This is a genomic window from Bacillus sp. EKM420B (genome assembly GCF_011065565.1).
GTDB classification, from domain to species: domain Bacteria; phylum Bacillota; class Bacilli; order Bacillales; family Bacillaceae; genus Bacillus; species Bacillus velezensis.
The window spans coordinates 102,861-121,472 of record NZ_JAAMNX010000002.1 but is presented as its reverse complement, the minus strand read 5'-3'; the positions used below and the strand labels follow the sequence as shown (position 1 = coordinate 121,472).

General features: G+C 47.1%; 16 protein-coding genes and 1 riboswitch. Of the genes, 7 read left to right on the top strand and 9 right to left on the bottom strand.

Annotation, left to right across the window (positions count from 1 at the left end; genetic code table 11):
* Positions 1-9: 9 nt before the first annotated feature.
* Both G9F48_RS05580 and G9F48_RS05575 read right to left on the bottom strand, forming a co-directional pair.
* Positions 10-1,059 (bottom strand): fatty acid desaturase, encoded by a 1,050-nt coding sequence (locus tag G9F48_RS05580; RefSeq protein ID WP_165409170.1) that lies wholly within the window; start codon positions 1,057-1,059, stop codon positions 10-12.
* Between the two features lie 222 nt (positions 1,060-1,281).
* A complete protein-coding gene (locus tag G9F48_RS05575; RefSeq protein ID WP_165409169.1) occupies positions 1,282-2,439 on the bottom strand; it encodes a TetR/AcrR family transcriptional regulator in 1,158 nt (385 codons plus the stop codon).
* Between the two features lie 141 nt (positions 2,440-2,580).
* On the opposite strand from G9F48_RS05575, the gene G9F48_RS05570 reads away from it, so the two are divergent.
* A complete protein-coding gene (locus G9F48_RS05570) occupies positions 2,581-3,918 on the top strand; it encodes an aldehyde dehydrogenase family protein (protein ID WP_004393206.1) in 1,338 nt (445 codons plus the stop codon).
* Between the two features lie 39 nt (positions 3,919-3,957).
* On the opposite strand, the gene G9F48_RS05565 is transcribed toward G9F48_RS05570, so the two are convergent.
* The gene (locus G9F48_RS05565; protein WP_165409168.1) at positions 3,958-5,202 is read right to left on the bottom strand and encodes an outer membrane protein assembly factor BamB family protein; all 1,245 of its coding nucleotides are present in this window, start codon (positions 5,200-5,202) and stop codon (positions 3,958-3,960) included.
* Positions 5,203-5,305: 103 nt separating this feature from the next.
* The gene (locus tag G9F48_RS05560; protein ID WP_004393203.1) at positions 5,306-5,725 is read right to left on the bottom strand and encodes a DUF5391 family protein; all 420 of its coding nucleotides are present in this window, start codon (positions 5,723-5,725) and stop codon (positions 5,306-5,308) included.
* Between the two features lie 142 nt (positions 5,726-5,867).
* Between G9F48_RS05560 and G9F48_RS05555 the strand changes: the two genes are divergently transcribed.
* From G9F48_RS05555 to G9F48_RS05545, 3 genes are all read left to right on the top strand, one after another.
* Positions 5,868-6,179, top strand: a complete 312-nt coding sequence (locus G9F48_RS05555) for an ArsR/SmtB family transcription factor (RefSeq protein ID WP_007407855.1) — start codon at positions 5,868-5,870, stop codon at positions 6,177-6,179.
* Between the two features lie 78 nt (positions 6,180-6,257).
* Positions 6,258-7,424 carry an MFS transporter gene (locus G9F48_RS05550; RefSeq protein ID WP_165409167.1) on the top strand — a complete coding sequence of 389 codons (1,167 nt, stop codon included), beginning with the start codon at positions 6,258-6,260 and terminating at the stop codon, positions 7,422-7,424.
* A gap of 69 nt (positions 7,425-7,493) precedes the next feature.
* Complete coding sequence (locus G9F48_RS05545) at positions 7,494-7,949, top strand: RDD family protein (protein ID WP_004393190.1); 456 nt, start codon at positions 7,494-7,496, stop codon at positions 7,947-7,949.
* 36 nt (positions 7,950-7,985) lie between these two features.
* Here the strand turns inward: G9F48_RS05545 and G9F48_RS05540 are convergent, their stop codons facing one another.
* Entirely contained in the window at positions 7,986-8,672 is a 687-nt protein-coding gene (locus tag G9F48_RS05540; protein WP_165409166.1) for a VOC family protein, read from the bottom strand.
* Positions 8,673-8,970: 298 nt separating this feature from the next.
* Here G9F48_RS05540 and ahpC point away from each other — a divergent pair, with 298 nt between their 5' ends.
* The gene (gene ahpC, locus G9F48_RS05535) at positions 8,971-9,534 is read left to right on the top strand and encodes an alkyl hydroperoxide reductase subunit C (RefSeq protein WP_004393188.1); all 564 of its coding nucleotides are present in this window, start codon (positions 8,971-8,973) and stop codon (positions 9,532-9,534) included.
* Between the two features lie 13 nt (positions 9,535-9,547).
* Positions 9,548-11,077: an alkyl hydroperoxide reductase subunit F gene (gene ahpF / locus G9F48_RS05530; RefSeq protein WP_165409165.1), complete on the top strand. Its 1,530-nt coding sequence runs from the start codon at positions 9,548-9,550 to the stop codon at positions 11,075-11,077.
* 58 nt (positions 11,078-11,135) lie between these two features.
* On the opposite strand, the gene G9F48_RS05525 is transcribed toward ahpF, so the two are convergent.
* The gene (locus G9F48_RS05525; protein ID WP_165409164.1) at positions 11,136-12,482 is read right to left on the bottom strand and encodes an amino acid permease; all 1,347 of its coding nucleotides are present in this window, start codon (positions 12,480-12,482) and stop codon (positions 11,136-11,138) included.
* A gap of 145 nt (positions 12,483-12,627) precedes the next feature.
* Positions 12,628-12,708: riboswitch (glycine riboswitch) on the bottom strand.
* A 298-nt stretch (positions 12,709-13,006) separates the two neighbouring features.
* On the opposite strand from G9F48_RS05525, the gene fbp reads away from it, so the two are divergent.
* Positions 13,007-14,932 (top strand): fructose-1,6-bisphosphatase, encoded by a 1,926-nt coding sequence (gene fbp / locus G9F48_RS05520; RefSeq protein WP_146275918.1) that lies wholly within the window; start codon positions 13,007-13,009, stop codon positions 14,930-14,932.
* A 60-nt stretch (positions 14,933-14,992) separates the two neighbouring features.
* Here the strand turns inward: fbp and G9F48_RS05515 are convergent, their stop codons facing one another.
* From G9F48_RS05515 to G9F48_RS05505, 3 genes are read right to left on the bottom strand one after another with little or no spacing between them, the layout of a single operon-like run.
* Positions 14,993-15,457: a (2Fe-2S)-binding protein gene (locus G9F48_RS05515; protein WP_165409163.1), complete on the bottom strand. Its 465-nt coding sequence runs from the start codon at positions 15,455-15,457 to the stop codon at positions 14,993-14,995.
* Positions 15,450-16,292 (bottom strand): FAD binding domain-containing protein, encoded by an 843-nt coding sequence (locus G9F48_RS05510; RefSeq protein ID WP_156735347.1) that lies wholly within the window; start codon positions 16,290-16,292, stop codon positions 15,450-15,452. The genes G9F48_RS05515 and G9F48_RS05510 overlap by 8 nt, the downstream gene beginning before the upstream one ends.
* The gene (locus tag G9F48_RS05505) at positions 16,279-18,609 is read right to left on the bottom strand and encodes a xanthine dehydrogenase family protein molybdopterin-binding subunit (protein ID WP_165409162.1); all 2,331 of its coding nucleotides are present in this window, start codon (positions 18,607-18,609) and stop codon (positions 16,279-16,281) included. The genes G9F48_RS05510 and G9F48_RS05505 overlap by 14 nt, the downstream gene beginning before the upstream one ends.
* Between the last annotated feature and the right edge of the window lie 3 nt (positions 18,610-18,612).

The window sequence follows — 18,612 nt, the reverse complement described above, 5'->3', positions numbered from 1 at the left end:
TGCGCCGTATCAGGCATTTTTCTTTAAAGGTTCTTTCGGCACCGGATGGGGCGCCGGTGTTTTCCGCGCCTCCCGAAAGGTGACAAACTGCTTTTCGTCCTCATCCCACAGACGGAATTTCATGGATTCAAGACTTGTTTTAAGCGTAATGGTCGGTACGTTTTTTAAAGGCTCGTGTCCCTCATGAGCCGCTTCCAGCTTGTAGTTCGGCACTTTCGGGCTTAAGTGGTGGACATGATGGTAGCCGATATTGCCCGTCAGCCATTGCAAAAGCTTCGGCAGCTTGTAAAAGGAGCTTCCTTCTACAGCGGCCTGCACATAATCCCAATGCTCATCGGCTTCAAAATAAGAATCCTCAAACGTGTGCTGAACATAAAAGAGCCAGACGCCGATTGACCCCGAAATAAGGAAAATCGGACCCTGAACAAGCAAAAAGCTTTCCCAGCCGACAAGCAGGCACGTCGCAGCAGCCAATAAGACAATCGCCGCGTTCGTGAAATAAGTGTTCCAGCGCTCCTTGCGGCGGGCGCCTTTTACATTGAAACGGTTTTTAATCAGAAATACGTAAATCGGACCGAGAATAAACATAATAAACGGATTGCGATAAAGTCTGTAGCGTATTTTTGTCCAGGCTGACGCTTCGTTGTATTCCTTGACGGTCATCATCCAAATATCGCCGGTGCCCCGTTTATCTAAGTTGCTGCTTGTCGCATGATGAATGGAGTGGCTTCGCTGCCATTGAAGGAACGGAAACAGTGTCAGAACACCTGAAATAAACCCGAACAGCCGGTTCAGCTTCTTTTGTTTGAAAAAGGATTGATGGCAGCAGTCGTGGAAAATAATAAAGATTCTTGTCAAAAATCCCGCTGCTATAACAGTACAGGCGAGGGTCAGAAGATAGGAGATATTGAGGCTGAAGTAAGCAAGAAACCAAAGGGCAAAAAACGGCACAAACGTGTTGAAAAGCTGAATGATACTATGCTTTGTATCGGCGCCGGAAAATGCGGCAACCTGCTTTTTTAAAGACGCTTGTTTTTGAGTTGCGGCGTGATTGATCATGAATGTCATGTCCCTTCTTTTTCATTATGATCTCAAGTATAACGGGGCGCCCGACGCGGTTGTAGTAGCAGCCATCATGCCCCGAATATGACATTTGTCATGTTTGGCGGCAGAATGCTGATCAGGCGCCATATGGAAGGTTTCTTTCATATCGGCACTTCTCAAAGAAAACAGCAAAAAAGAACCCGGCCTGTTTTCCGGCTGAGTTCTTTTTCATCATCCTCACAGCAAAATCACCCGATACTTCTTCACATCCAAAAACTGCAGAAACTCCCGGGCCAGCATATCCGGCGCGTGGTCTTTTCCTTCATGAAGACGATATTGAATCAGACCGACGAGCATGGACGCGACATAGTATGCATAGAGCTTTTTGCCCGCCTGAATGTGCAGAGGCTGATGAAGATAAAACGATTGCAGCGCTCTGAACATTTCCGGGATGACGTCAGGCACTCCTGAACCCTCTCTCAGAAAATGAACGAGCGGAAGGCCGCCGGACAGCGCCGAAAAGAGCCGGACGAGCGCGGCTTCCGCTTCTTCCACGGAGCAGTCGGCAGGGTCTCCTTTTACCGTCAATAATCCGATCAGATCCCGGCATGATTGATGGATGATCGTTTTCAGCAATGCTTCTTTGTTGGCGTAATGGTCATAAAAAGTGGCACGGCGGAGGTTGCTTTGACGGGCAATATCGGAAATCGTGATTGCCGCGTACTCTTTTTTTTCCGCCATTAAGCCGATCATGGCTTCTTGCAAGGCCTGCCTCGTTCGGGTCACCCGGCGGTCGGCGGGCTTTTTTTCTTCTTGTTCCGGCACCCGGCGGCCAAACAGCCAGTAAAACCGTTTTTGAGAAATCAAATCCCACACCTGTCCGCTGATTTCTTCCGGGGATGCCCCGGGCTCCTCATTCAGCCAGTACAACACAATGGCATACGTGTATAACGCGCGGTAATGAATGTACATATCCTGTTCAGTCGGCGAGAAATCCGCATTGACCGGTGACAGCAGCACATCATGCCGGAACACATCTTTTAAAAAAGCATGAAAGTGAAAATACGGCATTTTATGACGGTCCATCATCGTTTGAAAAAACACCCGATGCCGGTCCACAAAAGACAGTGTCGGATGCACTTTTTGCCATCCGCCATGTAAATGAAGCACATCTTTATTCTTCAGCGAATCATACAGCGCTTCGCTCAGCCCGTCTTTCATTTCTTCCTCTATATCCTCTAAAATCGCATATTTATCCTCGTAATAAAGGTACAGTGTCCCCCGGCTCACACGCGCCCGTCCGGCGATGTCCTTCATGGTCACACGGCGGATATCCCGCTCTCCAAGCATGGCCAAAAGCGCTTGTTTGATGTCATTTGTCACAGAATCCGGCACAAGAAACACTCCTTTCATTAGACAGATCACGGCAATTTGTACGGTAACGTATAGATGCGTTTACGCTGTCTTTGCCGCAAAATCACATCACATTATAATAGGCCCTGAAGAAACAAAAAAGCAACCAGAGGAGGAAGACCGATGGATCAGCATATAAAAGCAGACATCAAACGCGTCTTTGCGCTTCAGAAAAAAAATCAAAAAACGCTGCGTGCTTCAACAGCCGGGCAGCGCAGAGAAAAGCTTCAGCGCTTTTTAGATGCCGTCACCGCACATGAAGAAGAAATCATCGAGGCGATCAGACGGGACGTCCGCAAGCCTTATCATGAGGTGAAAAGAGCGGAAACGCAGGGAACGATCAAGGCGATTAAAGATAATATGAACAATCTCGACACCTGGATGGCGCCGAAACGCGTCGGCTCATCCGTCAGCCCCGACGCTGACGGCGTATTAATGTACGAGCCAAAAGGCCTTACCTTAATTCTCGGCCCATGGAATTATCCGTTTATGCTGACGATGGCTCCGCTTGCGGCTGCCATTGCGGCGGGAAACAGCGCGATTGTGAAGCTGTCCGATTTTACGATGGAGACGAGCCATATCGCCGCGACAGTTATTCGCGAGGCATTTCACGAAGAAGAAGTCGCCATTTTTGAAGGTGAGGTCGATGTCGCCACAGAACTGCTCGACCAGCCGTTTGACCACATTTTCTTCACCGGAAGCACGAATGTCGGTAAAATCGTCATGACGGCAGCGGCGAAGCATTTGTCGTCCGTCACGCTTGAGCTTGGCGGAAAGAGCCCGACGATCATCGACAGCGGCTATGATTTGATGGACGCGGCGAAAAAAATCGCCGTCGGCAAATTTGTCAATGCAGGGCAAACATGTATCGCTCCTGACTATCTTCTTATGAAGGAAGATGTACAGGACACCTTTACAGATCTTCTCCAGACCATTGTCAATGCAGGTTTTATGGAGGATGATCATACGGTTGACCGCAACAAATTCACGCAGATTGTCAACGACCGCAACTTTAACCGTGTCAAAGCTCTGTATGATGATGCCATTGAAAAAGGGGCGAAAACGGCGTTCGGCGGTGTATTTGATGCGCATGACCGCACGATTTCTCCGACCGTGCTGACAAACGTCACGCCTGATATGAAGATCATGCAGGAAGAAATCTTCGCACCGATTCTGCCGATTATGAATTACGAAGATATCAGTGAAGCCGTTGATTACATCACTGAACGGGACAAGCCGCTTGCCTTGTATGTATTCAGCCATAATCAGGAGCTGATCGATTATGTTCTGCAGCATACGACATCCGGCAATGCTTCTGTCAATGATGTCGTCGTTCATTTCACTGACGTCAACCTTCCGTTCGGCGGTGTCAATACGAGCGGGATCGGTTCATATCACGGTGTGTACGGCTTTAAAGAATTTTCTCATGAAAAAGGCGTATTTATTCAAGCCTCTAAATAAAAAAAGAATCCGCGCAGATGACGCGGATTCTTTTTTATATTATTTTGCTCCGAATGCGAGCAGTTTCGTATAAGTGCCGACATAAAGCGTGCCGTCTTCAGCCAGAACCGGGGAGGAAATGACATTGCTGTCTGTTTGATAGCGCCATTTTTCATTACCGTCAGCGTCAACCGCATAGACGTTTTTATCGTCAGAGCCGAAGTACACATTGCCGTCCGCATCAATCAGCGGCGCCGTTCTCACAGCCCCGTCCGTATAGAAAGACCAGTTCATATTGCCGGTTTTGCTGATGGAAAACAGCTCGCCGCTTCCGGAACCGATATACACATTGCCGTTATGGTCGATCGCTAATGAAGAGCTGGAGAAACCGTTTAACGGGAACGTCCACTTTACAGCACCCGTTGATGTATAGGCATATAAGTTGCCGTCCTGGTTTCCGGCGTAAACGGTGCCGTCTCTATCTATAACCGGATAACCTTTAAACCCGTTGGACGTCGTTTTTGACCATTTCACTTGGCCCGTTCCGGAATTGATCGCGTAAAAGATATTATTGTACGTTGCCGTATACAGAGTGCCGTTTGATGCTAACACGGGAGCGGAACCGACCACGCCGTTTGTTTTAAACTTCCACTTCTGCGTCCATGTCGAAGGCGACGTCGGTTTAATCGCATAGATATAGTTATCCAGCGTCGACACATACAGCGTGCCGTCAGAGCCGATAGCCGCATCGGAACTAGGCGCTCCGCTCAACGGAACCGATGTTAAAATGTTTCCGGTTTCTTTGTCGATGAAATACAGTTTTTTATCGTGAGAAGGAAGATAAATAACACCGTTTGTTCCGAGCACCGGAGTCAGCGTATAGGTCGTCCCGAGGTTTTCCGTCACCCATTTCACAGTACCGTCCGGATGATACGCCGTCAGCTTCCCGTCTTTTGATTGAATAAATACGGTGCCGTCCCCGTCAACCGCGGCTCCCGCGCCGTTTTGAGGATTGGCCGGAACATTCTTTTCCCATTTTAACGCGCCATCGGCAGTGCTTGTAAACCGGCTTTCTCTTGACCAGTTGAACATCGTCGGAGACATCGCCTGCGCGTCATACCGTCCCGCCAAGAAACCGGATGCCGCATGATTTTGTTTAAATACCGTTTCCGCGGCTTGAGCAGCCGCCGGATGCAGCCATTTTGCCCCCGGCAGATCAGTAACCGCTCCCACAGATAAAGCCGCAGCAACCGCAGCGCCGGCCGCCAATGTTTTCACTCGCAATGAAGCTGTCTTTTTTTTCAATGTCAGTTCCTCCCGTTTCTATTAAAAACTGCTATACCGCTTTCATCATACCATAATCATCCTATGAAATATTTGTATTTTCGGTAGATTTATAGAACAAATGTCACATAGCCTGCTGATGCTTCGGGGATGATCGAAACGCAGCAATATACCACACCACATTGACGATGAAAGCCGCGCCTGACCAAACGAAAAGGCCGTAATAAAGAGACAGCTCCTGCCCTAAGGAAATTGCGGTCAATAACGCCACCAACAAGACAGCCGCGCAAATGATAAGCCCGATTCCGCAAAAAACAGCCATGATGATTTTCATGCCACGAACACCGAGAATATACATAATGAGCGGGACCGCATATATCACAAGGATCTGGCCGACGGCGGCCCACATGCCCGCGGAATTAAAACGATTCGCGTTCGGCCCCGTTTCTGCAAGCGGAGAAAGCGAGACGAGGACCGGCAATAAACAAAACATCAGAGCGGAAAGCAAGGTCACCGCAACCGCACCTTTTTTCTTTTGATTCATGTGAATATCCTCCTGACAATAACCCGGCTTTTTTACCGGTAATCTGATAATATGTTATATTTTAGCACGATATTTAGTTATTTTGAGAATGTTTTGTTAAAAACGAATTTACAAATCCAGAAAAATAGATATAATAAACGTTATGGAACCGATATTGATTCATAAAGCGTTATCTAACAAAACACGAAGTGATATTATGACGTGGCTTAAACACCCGGAAGACCATTTTGATGAAAGACCTTATCTTGATCAGGGACTCAGTTTCCGCACCGGAATTTGCGTCGGTGATATTCAGGCAAAGTCAGGGCTTGCGCAGTCCGTCATCTCCAGCTACCTGCTGACGATGCAAAAAGCCGGCCTGCTTGAATCCGAACGAATCGGAAAGTGGACCTATTACAGAAGAAATGAAAAACAAATTAAAGCCTTTGCTGACTATGTCCAGCACCAGCTATAACCATGAAAGGAGGGCTTTTTTTGTTCTAACATATCCATTTTTCTGTATATGTAGTTATAAAAGGAGGCATACATAACAATGAAAAAAAGCAGCTCCATCTTCATTCTATTTTTGGCACTAGGGGTTTTCGGGATTATCACGACCGAGATGGGCATTATCGGCGTTCTTCCGCAAGTGGCGGACAGATTTCATATTTCTGCTTCAAAAGCGGGGTGGCTTGTCAGTATTTTCGCGTTCATCGTCGCTGTGTCGGGACCGTTTTTGACCTTGCTTGCTTCAGGTATAAACCGAAAATACATTCTGCTTTTAGCGGTGCTGATGTTTGCCGTTTCAAATGCGGTCTACGCGTATACGGCGCATTTCAGTGTCATGCTGGCGTTTCGGATCATTCCGGCTTTATGCCACCCGGTGTTCTTTTCTGTAGCGCTTGCGGCCGCGGCCCGGCTTGTCCCCGCCGGCCAATCCGGAAAAGCCGTAACGAAAGTCTTTTCAGGCATCACCGCCGGCTTTGCGTTCGGCGTGCCTTTCACGTCTTATCTGGCGGATCGTCTCTCTGTTGAAGCCGCCTTCTTATTCGGCGCTATCATCAGTCTCATTGCGTTCACGGGCATTCTTCTCTTTTTGCCATCCATGCCGGTCATAGAAAAAATGTCTTTCAGTAGCCAGCTCGGCATTCTTCGCAAACCGGCTTTGTGGCTCAATATCGCTGCCGTCACCTGTCTCTTTGCGGCCATGTTTTCTGTCTACAGCTATTTTGCGGAGTACCTCGGGCGGGTGTCCCATATGATCGGCACATGGGTCAGCTTCATGCTGATGAGTTTCGGGGTGATTATGATAGCCGGGAATTTCGTCTTCGGTGCTTTGTTATATAAAAATATGAAAAAGACCGTCATCCTGTTTCCGCTTCTTTATACAGCCGCCTACTTGCTCATATACGGGTTTGGGACGTCTTTCGCGCCGATGGCCGTCCTCGTCTTCGTATGGGGCGCCGTTCATTCCGGCGGTCTCATTGTCAGCCAGACATGGCTTACTGCGGAAGCAAAGGAGGCGCCCGAATTCGGCAACAGCCTGTTTGTCTCTTTTTCCAACCTCGGCATCACCATCGGAACGGCGGCGGGCGGCTGGTTTATTTCACATTTGGGAATCCATCAGCTGATGTGGTGCGGCATCATGTTTGCCCTTCTGGCTTTCGGGCTGATCATGGGACGCTTGGCATGGGGAAAGAGGCTGCTCGCAGAAGCTTAAGCTCCGTTGCAAAATCCGGAATGATTACGTATAATATTCCAGATTAAAGCAAGGGAGAGAAAAAGATACATGGAAAGACCGGCAGGATTTTGGATTCGGTTTCTGGCTTACGTCATTGATCAAATCATCATAGGAATTCCGATTTTTATCATTCAATTTATGGTCTCTTTTTTATTTGCGGCAGGCGTTGCGGCGGCTGACCCCTTCATGACCGAAAATCAGTTTAACATCTCTTTTCTGGTGTTCGGCGTCATCCCGATTCTTGTGAGCTCTTTTGTAATCAGCATCTTATATTTCAGCCTGCTCACAGCCTCAAAGATGCAGGGGACCCTGGGAAAAGCATTGCTCGGCCTTAAGGTCGTCAATGAAGATGGCGGACGCATTTCCATCGGCCAGGCCTTCGGACGCGCTTTCGCTTATATCATATCTAAGCTCATTCTTTATATCGGATTCATCATGGGCGCCTTCGGAGAGAAAAAAACGCTGCACGACATCATGTGCAGCACCCGGGTTGTTTATAAATAGTGTCCCCAAGTCCGGGCCTTTTGAGCCCGGGCTTTTTTATGACGGCTGTGCCCTCCTGATGTCAATGCCGCCTTCTCCGTCAGCCTCAATGCGGATCGTCCCGTTCACAATGACAGACAGCGGATGGAACACCGCATGCTGATCAGAAAAAATCCAGCGGCGGCCGCTCGGCCCTAAAAGCAAAAACGCCCCATCATTGTAATCACCCATAAAATGAAACCCGTTTTCCTTAAGAGGCGCGCCGTCTCTCACCGGTATACCGAAACGCTGCAGCTCCTTCCCCGTCGATACCACCTCGGCAGCCGTCAGATTCACCTCGCCGATATTAAGAACGGACTCAATCGAAAAACGTTCCGCGCTTGGCGGCGATGTGTCTCTCGCGATGAATTCCGCCAGATTGTTGGACGAATCTTTGAAATAAAAGGAACGCGCCTGAATATGAGTGAAATACACCTCATCCTCCCCATCTTCCGTTTGAAAAACGACTTTATCCTTTATCCACGCCTTCGCCTCATCAAAACGATTATTCGGAATGTTAAACGCGAAATGATAATTCGGTTGAGAGTGAGAATCGGCGCGCCTGAATTCCAACTCACTTTCTCCCGCCTTGATGGTAAACGAATCACCGGACTCATCAATTAAAGGAAAACCTAACACCCGTTCATAGAAGTGTTTCGTCTCCTCCAACGCACAACTGTACAAAGTAATGTGATTTATTTGCATGATCATACCCCCTTTGGTTTATACTGCCATATAGAGGGGGTGATTCCTACTGTTTCGATTCACCAATTGAGAATCCCCCTTTCGCCCGGCGCTACACATGACAAACAGCGACAAACCGCTTATACCAGGCGCTTTTAAATGTCTAAAGCAAAAAAAGCAGAAAATAATACCCCATATAGCTTGACAAAAAATAAATGTTATTTAATAATCTATATATAATTAGAATTATTATTGAAAGATAAAGTGAATGCTTTGTCTTTTTAATATATTTCAAATCACATTTCAGGAGGAAGATATTATGTCTTTAATCGGAAAAGAAGTACTGCCATTCGAAGCAAAAGCTTTCAAAAACGGTGAATTCATCGATGTAACAAACGAAGATTTGAAAGGTCAATGGAGCGTTTTCTGCTTCTACCCAGCGGATTTCTCTTTCGTTTGCCCGACTGAACTTGAAGATCTTCAAGGACAATACGCTGCACTGAAAGAATTAGGTGTTGAAGTATACTCTGTTTCTACAGATACTCACTTCGTACACAAAGGCTGGCATGACAGCTCTGAAAAAATCGGCAAAATCACTTACGCAATGATCGGTGACCCATCTCAAACGATCTCCCGCAACTTCGACGTTCTTGACGAAGAAACTGGTCTTGCTGACCGCGGAACATTCATCATCGATCCTGATGGCGTTATCCAAACAGTTGAAATCAATGCAGGCGGTATCGGCCGTGACGCAAGCAACCTAGTAAACAAAGTAAAAGCAGCTCAATACGTTCGTCAAAACCCAGGTGAAGTCTGCCCGGCTAAATGGGAAGAAGGCGGCGAAACACTTACACCTAGCCTTGATTTGGTAGGTAAAATCTAAGGAGTGCATTCCATTGGTACTTGATGCAAATATCAAAGCACAATTAAATCAATACATGCAGCTAATTGAGAACGACATTGTTCTCAAAGTAAGCGCCGGTGACGATGACACTTCTAAGGATATGCTGGCTCTCGTTGACGAACTGGCTTCCATGTCATCTAAAATTTCAGTTGAAAAAACTGAATTAAACAGAACACCGAGCTTCAGCGTTAATCGTACCGGAGAAGACACAGGCGTTACATTCGCCGGTGTTCCTCTCGGCCACGAATTTACATCATTAGTGCTGGCATTGCTTCAAGTCAGCGGCAGAGCGCCTAAGGCTGATCAAAAGGTCATTGACCAGATTAAAAACATCAGCGGAGAATACTGCTTTGAGTCTTATATCAGCCTGACGTGCCACAACTGCCCTGATGTCGTCCAAGCATTAAACATGATGAGCGTGCTCAACCCGAATATCACACATACAATGATTGACGGCGCGGCATTCAAAGAAGAAGTAGAAAGCAAAAACATTATGGCTGTTCCGACTGTTTTCTTAAACGGTGAATCTTTCGGAAGCGGCCGTATGACCATCGAAGAGATTCTCGCGAAAATGGGCAGCGGCGCAGATGCGTCTGAGTTTGCCGACAAAGACCCGTTTGACGTTCTTGTTGTCGGCGGCGGACCTGCCGGCGCAAGCGCGGCCATCTACACGGCGCGTAAAGGCATCCGCACCGGTGTCGTCGCTGAACGCTTCGGCGGCCAGGTACTCGACACCATGAGCATCGAAAACTTCATCAGCGTCAAAGCGACTGAAGGACCGAAGCTCGCTGCAAGCCTTGAAGAGCACGTGAAAGATTATGATATTGACGTCATGAACCTTCAGCGCGCGAAACGCCTTGAGAAAAAAGACCTCTTCGAACTTGAACTCGAAAACGGCGCTGTACTGAAAAGTAAAACAGTGATCCTTTCAACAGGTGCCCGCTGGCGCAATGTCAACGTACCTGGTGAGCAAGAGTTCAAAAACAAAGGTGTTGCATACTGCCCGCACTGTGACGGACCATTATTTGAAGGCAAAGACGTAGCCGTTATCGGCGGCGGAAACTCCGGAATCGAAGCGGCGATTGACCTTGCAGGTATCGTCAATCACGTGACTGTGCTGGAATTCGCGCCTGAACTGAAAGCAGACGAAGTCCTGCAAAAACGTCTTTACAGCCTGCCAAACGTCACTGTGCACAAAAATGCACAAACGAAAGAAATCACAGGCGACCAAAACGTAAACGGCATTACGTTCGTTGACCGTGAAACAGGCGAAGAAAAACACGTTGAACTCCAAGGTGTATTCGTCCAAATCGGTCTCGTGCCTAATACAGAATGGTTAGACGAAACCGTCGAACGCAACCGCATCGGCGAAATCATCGTCGATAAGAGCGGCGCGACAAGCGTTCCCGGCCTATTTGCCGCAGGGGACTGCACAGACGGCCCGTACAACCAAATCATTATCTCCATGGGATCAGGTGCAACTGCCGCTTTAGGCGCATTTGATTATTTGATCCGGAATTAATGTAAAAAGCGCTACCCTGCTTACACGGCAGGATAGCGCTTTTTTATATTAAAGCCATTCAATCTGTCTTTCTCCCTCTCGCCCGATAGATGAGAAATAATCCAATAAACCACAGCGGCGTCAGCAGCAAAGCCGGGCGCGTCGCATCCGCAAACAGCATAATCACCAGAATGACGGCAAACAGCGACAGCACGGCGTAATTGATAAACGGTGCAAACGGCGCCTTGAAAGACGAGCTTGCGTGTAAGTCCGGACGGGTTTTCCTGTATCTGATATGACAGACAAGAATCACACCCCACACCCAAATGAAACAAATCGCGCTGATGGTGGTCACGATGCCAAAGGCCGCTTCCGGTATCAATTTGCTTAAAAGAGCGCCCGCTGACAGCACAATAACCGATATCCATAACGCGCGGCTCGGCACATGATTTTTATTCAGCTTCGCAAAACTTGCCGGCGCCTGTTTCGTTTTGCTTAAGTTATACAAAATCCGGCTTGTTGAAAACATCCCGCTGTTACAAGCAGAAGCGGCAGACGTTAATACGACAAAATTAATGATTCCCGCAGCCAACGGAATGCCGACCAGACTGAAGGTCTTTACAAATGGACTTTCCGTTGCATTCAGCTGCATCCACGGATTAATACATAAAAGAATGATCAATGCCCCGACGTAGAAAAATAAAATCCGTAAAGGAATTTTATTGATAGCGGACGGAATATTTTTTTTCGGATTTGACGTTTCCGCCGCTGACACACCCACTAATTCCACACCGACATAGGCGAAAATCACCATCTGGAACGAAAGCAAAAAGCCTGAAAATCCGTTCGGAAACAAGCCGCCGTGCTCCCACAGATTCGCCGCTGAAACCGTTCCGGTATGCGTTTTGAACCCAATCACCAGCAGAACCACCCCAATGACAATTAACGCGAGAATCGTGACTACCTTAATTAAGGCGAACCAAAACTCCAATTCTCCAAAAATCTTAACCGTTAACAGATTAAGCCCTAATAAAATGAGCAAACAGATAAGTGCCGGAATCCACTGCGGAATATCAAACCAATATTTCACATACACACCGACGGCGATCACATCCGCCATAGCCGTCATAATCCAGCAAAACCAGTAGGTCCAGCCGGTGACAAACGCTGCACGCGGCCCTAAATACGCCTCGGCTATATCCGTTAATGATTGGTAGCCCGCTTTAGATAACAGCAGTTCTCCCAGCGCCCGCATGACGAAAAAAAGCGCAATACCTACAATAAAATACGCAAAGATGATAGAAGGACCCGCCAGCTGAATCGCCTTACCGGACCCTAAAAACAATCCGGTGCCGATCGTGCCGCCAATGGCGATCAGCTGCACGTGCCGATTCGATAAGTCCCTCTTTAGCTCTCGCTGCTCCACATCTGACTCCTCCTTACCTCTCTAGTGAACGACGAGCAAAAAAAGCCAATAAAAAAAGAGATTGGATGCCCTCCAATCTCATGGTCATAAGAATATCAAATTATATTTGCGCCGCTGACAATCAACAGCATGACAAATACATATTCGGTACTCTTCTGTCCTTTTGCCTGAGATTGTGAACCCTTCGGCGCCGCGGAAAACCCGCGGTCTCTCCAGAAGCCGCTCCTGCTGTAGTGCGACCCACAGCAATCATAGCCTGCTACGTATTAAGTTTCCGACAGAAACAACTATCAGCTAACTTTTTATTTTAATGGAAGTTGAATTCATTGTCAATAGGGGGATGAGCTCACGGCGTTATCCCGGTCCAATTTTCGATGCCTGAAGCGCCGTATTTTCCGTTTTCATTGTCTCAAAAAGGCGTTATGCGGTACTATCATATAAGGTCTAATGATGTAAACATTATGTCATACTTTAAATTCACCTTACCATACAATTGCTCGTAAATAAAAAGGGGATGGACGAGATTGGAAACCAAATATTTAGATCTGCTCGCACAAAAATACGATTGTGAAGAAAAAGTGGTCACGGAAATCATTAATCTGAAAGCGATACTGAACCTGCCGAAAGGAACCGAGCATTTCGTCAGTGATCTGCACGGGGAGTATCAGGCATTCCAGCACGTGCTGCGGAACGGTTCAGGAAGAGTAAAAGAGAAGATCCGCGATATTTTCAGCGGCGTCATTTACGATAGAGAAATTGATGAACTGGCGGCTTTGGTCTATTACCCGGAAGACAAACTGAAGCTGATCAAACATAACTTTGATACGAAAGAGGCATTGAACGAGTGGTATAAAGAAACGATTCATCGGATGATTAAGCTCGTTTCTTATTGTTCTTCCAAGTACACCCGCTCCAAATTGCGCAAAGCGCTGCCCGCCCAATTTGCTTATATTTCCGAAGAGCTGCTGTACAAAACAGAACAAGCCGCCAACAAGGAACAATACTACTCCGAAATCATAGAACAGATCATTGCGCTCGGCCAGGCCGATAAGCTGATCACCGGTCTTGCCTACAGCACGCAGCGATTGGTGGTCGACCATCTGCATGTTGTCGGCGATATTTATGACCGCGGACCGCAGCCGGATAAAATCATGGAAGAACTGATCAACTATCATTCAGTGGATATTCAATGGGGGAATCATGATGTTCTCTGGATAGGCGCTTATTCCGGCTCAAAAGTATGCCTGGCAAACATTATCCGCATCTGTGCCCGCTATGACAATCTGGATATTATTGAAGACGTTTACGGCATCAATCTGAGACCGCTATTGAACCTTGCCGAAAAATATTACGATGATAACCCGTCTTTCCGCCCGAAAGCGGACGAAAACAGACCGGAAGATGAGATTAAACAAATCACAAAAATTCATCAGGCGATCGCGATGATCCAATTCAAGCTTGAGAGCCCGATTATTAAGAGACGGCCGAACTTTAATATGGAAGAACGGCTGTTACTGGAAAAGATCGATTATGACCGCAATGAAATCACGCTGAACGGAAAAACATATCAACTGGAAAACACCTGCTTTGCGACGGTGAATCCTAAACAGCCTGACGAGCTGCTAGAAGAAGAAGCAGAAGTCATGGACAAGCTGCTGTTTTCTGTCCAGCACTCCGAAAAGCTGGGCCGCCATATGAATTTTATGATGAAAAAAGGCAGCCTGTATCTGAAATATAACGGCAACCTGTTGATTCACGGCTGTATTCCCGTCGATGAAAACGGCAGCATGGAAACGATGATGATAGAGGATAAAGCTTATGCGGGCCGTGAGCTGCTCGATGTATTTGAACGGTTCTTACGGGAAGCGTTTGCCCATCCGGAAGAAACTGATGATCTGGCGACAGATATGACGTGGTACTTATGGACAGGCGAATACTCCTCCCTCTTCGGAAAACGGGCCATGACAACCTTTGAGCGGTATTTCATTAAGGAGAAGGAAACGCATAAAGAAAAGAAAAACCCGTATTACTATTTGCGTGAAGACGAGGCAACCTGCCGAAACATCCTGAAGGAATTCGGCCTCAATCCGGATCACGGCCATATCATCAACGGCCATACACCGGTAAAAGAAATCGAAGGCGAAGATCCGATCAAGGCAAACGGAAAAATGATCGTCATCGACGGCGGCTTCTCCAAAGCCTACCAATCCACAACAGGCATCGCCGGCTACACGCTCTTATACAACTCCTACGGCATGCAGCTCGTCGCCCATAAACACTTTAACTCCAAGGCCGAAGTGCTGAGCACCGGAACCGACGTCTTAACGGTGAAACGATTAGTTGACAAAGAGCTGGAGCGGAAGAAAGTGAAAGAAACGAATGTCGGTGAAGAACTGATGAAAGAAGTCGCGATTTTGGAGAAACTGCGGGAGTATCGGTATATGAAGTGAAGAATATGGAGTTCAGGGATGATTCTCTGGGCTCTTTTTTATGATTCTCCGTAACAACGGCTAATGATCCCCTTTCCCTGCATGTAAAACTGATTTAACCGCTTCTTCAATCTCCCTGTAACCCGTACATCTGCAAATATTGGACTCCAGCCAATTTTTTATCGTGTCATCACTTGCATTCGGCTCAGTATTCACTAAAGCATGACAATTCATTAGAAAACCCGGTGTGCAATAACCGCATTGAAACGCGAATTTTTCAATAAAAGCCTTTTGAATCGGCGTATTGATCAGTCCTTCAATTGTCGTAATGTCCTTTCCTTCCCCTTCTGCCGCAAGCATTAAGCAAGATTTCATCGGCACCCCGTCCGTTAATACCGTACAGGCGCCGCAATCCCCATTTAAGCAGCCCGGTTTTGCACCAGTTAATCCGAGACGAAGACGAAGAGCAAATAACAAAGTATCAGCCGGTCTGACCGTCATCTGTCTTTCCTCGCCATTTACTTTTAACGTAATAGGATCAGACATTTGGACCTCCTTCTAATTCCTGTAAGGCATCTAAAATTGTATGTTGCAAGACAAATATTCGGTATTCACTTGAGCCTTCCGCATCATCAAGAACGGGTTTGGGTACATACTGTAAAGACCTGCGCGCTCTATCTTCTAATGAATAGCTTTTATCGTTAAGCACAGCCTCCATTTCAGCAGAACGAAACGGAAATGGACATACGCCGCTGAAGGCCATTCTGATCTCATCATCTTTTTTCAGCGCACAGACTGTCACCAATGGATATCCGACATTCCACTGCTGTCTTCTTTTGATACTGACAAACGGCAGGTCAACATACGCTCGATCGACAACGACATGAAATAAAAAGTCTCCTTTTCGCAACTGTATTTCCTTGTTAAATACTTTATTTATGGGGCGGTAATGAATCCCCGCTCTCCCTGCAATCCCTAGCAAACTATCAGAAATCAGCAACGGCAGCACGGCCTCACGGTAATAGATGCCCCCGCAAATGTTTCCGCCCAGGCTGATCTTATTTCGAGTCGTCCGATCGGCTATTTCACTGACTGTTTTACTTAATAGCGGAAATGGATTTTCTTCCTCCAGTTTCGTTAATGACACGCCCGCTCCGATCACCAGATCATTTTCATAAAAGCGGATGGCGTGAAATTCCGGAAGCGCGTTCATATCTATCACCGCATCCGTATAGACGATATTCAGCCTTCCTAACGTGATAATTTCCGTGCCGCCGGAATAATACATCGGTGTTTTCTTTTCAGCCGCAAGCGAGTGAAATAGATTGATTGTTTCTTGAATGGTCTTCGGTTTAAAATAATCAAAATCAAACGGTATCATCTTTCCACCCCTCTTGCGTCCTCCATAATTGTTCGGGAATGAGAGGAAGTTGATTCAATTGGACACCTAAAGCGGCGGAAAGGCAATTTCCCAATGCTGCCGGCATCCCCAACAGTCCGTGTTCCCCGCCGCCGCGCGCTCCATAAGGCGCAATCACATGCGGGGTTTCAACAAATTCAATGATATATTCAGGCTGCTCTCCATAGTGAAGGGGGCGGTATGTTCTAAGCTGAGGATTTAATACTCTGCCATACGGATCAAAGACAAAGGTTTCTCTTCCTCCGAATGCGATTCCCATACTCATCCCCCCCATCACTTGCCCCCTTGCAGCTTTTTCATTCAGTACAGTTCCTATATCCACAACAGAATAGGCTTTTGTAATTCGATACGTATAATCCCTCTTATCCAACTCAACTTCAATTCCCTGAGCACCGACAGCCCACTCGGGTCCCGGCTTTCCTCTTCCCGTTTCCCGGTCTAAATTCGTCATCCGGGTTAATGTGTAATTGCCGCTCGCAATGATTTGGCCGCCAATGGTATTTCCATTCGGAAATGTATATCCGTAAGCAATGTCTTTTATTTCAACATGTACAGAAGGATGATCTATAAAATAAACCTTTCCGTCGGCCACTTCCAATTCCTCGACAGGAACCCGCAACACACATGAAGCCGCGTCCTTAAGCTTTCGAATGGCTTCCTCCGCTGCATTCAGTACGGCATTTCCGGCCATTAACGTCCCTCTGCTCCCGACGGTTTTCCAATGCTCGGGAGTTGTTTGTGTGTCCACAAGCATTTTTACGTGAATTTTGCTTATATCCATTTTCATTCGTTCCGCTAAGATTTGGGCTAGCACTGTTTTTGTCCCTGTTCCAATTTCCACGACCCCTGACATCAAATTAATGCTTCCATCAGGATTAAAGGTTAAAATCACTCCGGACGTTGCATTTGTATCAAATGTTGAGGTTTTCCAAATACAGCTGATTCCCTTCGCCCGTATCTTCCGGCCGTCGATTTCAATTCGCTGTCCCTCGTCCCAATTCATTAATTCCTTCAATCTTTCAATACATTTCGGTACATTTCCGACCGTGCTTGAATTGAGAAGAACTTGAGTCGGTGTGGTATCACCGGGGCGAATGGCATTTTTATTGCGAAGTTCTAACGGGTCCATGTTCAGCTTTTCCGCCAATACATCCATCGTCCGCTCAAAGGCAAATAACACTTCAGCATGGCTGTAGCCTCTGAATGCACTGGGATATGGATGATTCGTATACATACAATATGAATCACACGATATATGGTCGATAGCGTACGGACCCGTACAATCAACCACCGCAGCCCGGCTGATGTCCACTCCTTTATCAGAGTATGCTCCGCCATCAAATAAAAGCTGAATGTCCGCCGCCTTTAAAATTCCATCCTTTGTGGCCCCTAATTTGACAATGGCATCCAATCCTACATGAACGGGAGATGTGATCATATCCTCTTCTCTCGTATTAAACAATTTGACGGGCCGGCCTCCGACTGCTTTTGAGGCCAAATAGGCAATGACCTCTAACTGAACGGCTGCTTTTCCCCCGTACGCTCCTCCTACTAAAGGCGTTTTGACGATAACCTTTCCGGGTTCAATCCCAAAGTACCACTGCATTAATTTTTTAATGGCAAAAGGGGCTTGAGAGGATGTGGTAATGATAATCTCCTCATCCGCCCGAATTTCAGCGATCGAGCATCTTGTCTCCATCGCAGCGTGATCAGAAGGGTTAAAGGAAATCTGGAATTCTGCTGTCACATCACTTTCCCTAAATCCGTCTTCAATATTTCCTTTTCTAACCTTATCCAAGTTTGCGATATTTGTCTTCGGAACCGGGAATACACCTTTTGTCTTCTCATAGCGGTCCGCATGTTCATGGACGAGCGGCGCATCCTTTTGAAAGGCCTCACGGGGGGAATTGACGACGGGAAGAGGTTTATAGGATACTTTGATGGCATCCGCGGCCTTTTTAGCTGTAATCGGATTTTCCGCAACAACAACAGCAACCGGCTCACCATGGTATCTGACCCTTTTATAAGCAATCGGCGATCTGTCTTTAATTTCCTCACCTGCAAGCGGAAAAGGTTCATCCCCCAATATCGCTCTCACGCCGGGAATCTTCCAAGCTTCTGAAAAGTCCATCGACACAATATCGGCATGCGCATATGGACTGGTCAGCATTTTTGCGTGTAACGTCCCTGTTTCTTGAAAATCATCCGTATATTTCGCTTTACCCGTCACTTTTTCAAGGGCCTCTTTCCGAATGACACTCTTCCCGATATACTCCAACTC